Genomic DNA, 2,770 nt, shown 5'->3' with positions numbered 1-2,770 from the left:
TTGACAGCCGGGGCCCAGGTGCGTAGGTTCATTAGTGAAGTAACTAACCAACGAAGGAGGCTGGATGTTTGACGACGCCAAGCCGATCTTTCTCCAGCTGGCGGAGAAGATCGCGGACGACATCCTGCGCGGCACCTACGCGGAGGACGCTCAGGTGCCCTCGACGAACGAGTTTGCCGCGTTCTACCGCATCAACCCGGCGACGGCCGGAAAGGGCGTGAACCTCCTCGTCGATCGCGGCGTGCTCTACAAGAAGCGCGGCATCGGCATGTTTGTCGCCCCCGGGGCGCGAGCGATGGTCACCGCGGAACGCGACCGCGGCCTCATCGCCGACTTCATTACCCCGCTGATCCGCGAGGCCCGTGCGCTCGGGATCAGCACCTCAGAACTTCTCGCCATGATTCAGAAAGAGGCAGCGCAATGAGCATCGCCATCTCCACCCGGGGTCTCACCCGACGATACGGGGCCGTCGTCGCCCTGGACGATGTCACCATCGACATTCGAGAACACACCATCACGGGGCTACTCGGCCGCAACGGAGCCGGCAAGACCACCCTGATGTCCCTCATCACCGCCCAGGACCGCGAGAGCGAGGGCACGGTCCGGGTCCTCGGCCACGCCCCCTTTGAGCACGAGGGCACGCTCGAGCAGATGTGCTTCCTGCGCGACAACCAGCGCTACCCCGACGACTACAAGCTGCACCACGCGATCCGCGCGGCGAGCATCTTCTACCCGAACTGGGACCAGGCCTTCGCAGATGAGCTCATCGAGCTCTTTCGGATTCCCACGAAGCCCGTGATTAAGAAGCTCTCCCGCGGGCAGTTCTCCGCCGTTGGCATCGTGATCGGGCTCGCCTCGCGGGCGCCGGTCACGTTCTTCGACGAGCCCTACCTGGGCCTCGACGCCACGGCCCGGGGCCACTTCTACGATGCGTTGTTGCGCGATTACGCGGCGCACCCGCGCACCGTCATCCTCTCCACGCACCTGATCGACGAGATGGACCGGCTCCTGGAGCGGGTCATCATCCTCGACCGGGGGCGCGTGGTGCAGGACGCCGAGGTCGACGAGCTCCGGGGCCTGGCCTTCCAGGCAGCCGGGGCCGCGGCCGCGCTGGATCGCTTCACCGCGAACCTCAGCGTGCTCAGCCGACACGCGATCGGCGGGCTCGGCTCCGCCGTGATCGAGGGGACGGTGACCCGGGAGCTCCGGGAGCGCGCCGAGGCCGACGGCCTCGAGCTGAGCCCCGTCTCCCTCCAGTCTCTCGTTGCCGCCTACGGCTTCAACGGATCCGAAACCGCCGACGCCGACCGCGCACAGGCCACGCAGACCCCGACGGGAGCCTGATCATGAAAAACATCACCAACGCGGTGCGGCTGCACCTCAACAAGCGCGAAAGCTTCTTCGGGGTACCGCTCTACATCCTCGGAATGGGGGCCGTGATCAGCGTGGTCATCGCGCTCACCTTCCAGCGCTTCGGCTCGGAGCCCGGCACCCCCGACTACATCGAGGGCGCGCAAGCCAACGGCGGGCTGGTGTGGGCGGTGACCGGGTACCTCGGCTACTACGGGGTGCAGTCGGTGGCCACGACCTTCCCCTTCGCCCTGGCGCTCGGGACGACCCGGCGCGCCTACGTGGCGGGCACCGCGATCGCGAACGCACTGCTCGCGGGCTACATCACCGCCGTGCTCGCCGTGCTCCTCGGCCTGGAGCTGCTCACGGATCACTGGTTCTTCGGCCTCTACCTCACGGATGTGATGTGGCTGGGCTACGGAAACGTGGGCTGGCTCATCACGATCGCCTTCCTCGGTCTCTTCTCGGTGCTCAGCCTGGGCGGGCTCTTCGCGGCAGCCTGGGTGCGCTTCGGCTCGAAAGGGTCCATCGCGCTCGCGCTGATCCTCGGCCTGTTGCTCGCCGTCGCGCTGCTCGTCTTCGCCCCCAACCTGATCGACATCATCGCCGGGTTCCGCCCCTGGATGGGGGTGCTGGCCGCGGTGCTCGCCGCTGGCTTGTCGGTCACGGGCACCTGGCTCCTGATGCGCCGCGCCGCCGTGCGGTAGGCAACGCACGGGCGGTTGCTGTGGGTCCCAGGACGCGGGCACCCACAACAACCGCCCGCGCTGTGCGCCGAGGGCGGCGGTCTGTTGCGGTGCGCACGCGTGGGTTAGGGTGTTGCACAGGGCGCGGGGATGCGCCCAAATTCCAGGGGGGAATATGATGCGATCCACACGACGCGTGACCGCGGGGGCCGGCCTGGCCGGGCTCCTGCTCGTGGCCGGAGCAACCACCGGGGTCACGGCTGCCGGGGCCGAAGAAGCCTTTGACGGGTGTGTGCCCGCCACCATTACCGTGCATCACGTTGACGAAACGGGCTCCGACCTCCGCGATCCGCTGCCGGTCCCCGGGGTGATCGACGGGAGCTATTACTTCGCGAACGAGAGTTTTTCCGGATATTACTTCGACTCAGTGGTGCCGAAGAACACCGGAAGCGTCAGCGGGGACCTGGACGTCACCTTCACGTATCTGCCGATTCCTGAGGGGCGCGACGGATCGATTGATCCGCCACCCCCCAGCACGTTCTTCGCCTGCTACGTGGATGAGAGCGGGACGCCGATTGCCGAGCGCTTCGAAGACTTCGGGATGATCGGCATGACCTGGGAGACCTCCGCGCTGGAGATCCCCGGGTATCGTTTGGTCAGCTCCCCCGAACAGGAGACGGGCACCTTTACCGGGGTCACCGGCTTTGTGACCTATGTCTACGCGCCGGAAGAGA

General features: G+C 66.8%; 4 protein-coding genes. All 4 read left to right on the top strand.

Features of this window, described 5'->3' with window-relative positions:
- Positions 1-64: 64 nt before the first annotated feature.
- Complete coding sequence (locus OOT08_RS09000) at positions 65-424, top strand: GntR family transcriptional regulator (RefSeq protein ID WP_325092310.1); 360 nt, start codon at positions 65-67, stop codon at positions 422-424.
- Positions 421-1,344 (top strand): ABC transporter ATP-binding protein, encoded by a 924-nt coding sequence (locus tag OOT08_RS08995; protein WP_325092309.1) that lies wholly within the window; start codon positions 421-423, stop codon positions 1,342-1,344. Before OOT08_RS09000 ends, OOT08_RS08995 begins: the two co-directional genes overlap by 4 nt.
- Before the next feature lie 2 nt (positions 1,345-1,346).
- On the top strand, positions 1,347-2,057 hold the full coding sequence (locus OOT08_RS08990; protein ID WP_325092307.1) for a hypothetical protein: 711 nt from the start codon (positions 1,347-1,349) through the stop codon (positions 2,055-2,057).
- Between the two features lie 154 nt (positions 2,058-2,211).
- Positions 2,212-2,770: MucBP domain-containing protein (locus tag OOT08_RS08985; RefSeq protein WP_325092305.1), on the top strand; the 559-nt coding region annotated here is incomplete at its 3' end.

It is taken from the genome of Leucobacter sp. M11, assembly GCF_035726885.1.
Lineage (GTDB): Bacteria > Actinomycetota > Actinomycetes > Actinomycetales > Microbacteriaceae > JAPFRB01.
This window is presented reverse-complemented; position numbering and strand designations above follow the sequence as displayed.

Excerpts from the sequence above, each read along its gene's own strand:
- OOT08_RS08995 (WP_325092309.1), top strand. The coding sequence starts at position 421 with ATGAGCATCGCCATCTCCACCCGGGGTCTCACCCGACGATACGGGGCC.
- OOT08_RS09000 (WP_325092310.1), top strand. The coding sequence starts at position 65 with ATGTTTGACGACGCCAAGCCGATCTTTCTCCAGCTGGCGGAGAAGATC.
- OOT08_RS08990 (WP_325092307.1), top strand. The coding sequence starts at position 1,347 with ATGAAAAACATCACCAACGCGGTGCGGCTGCACCTCAACAAGCGCGAA.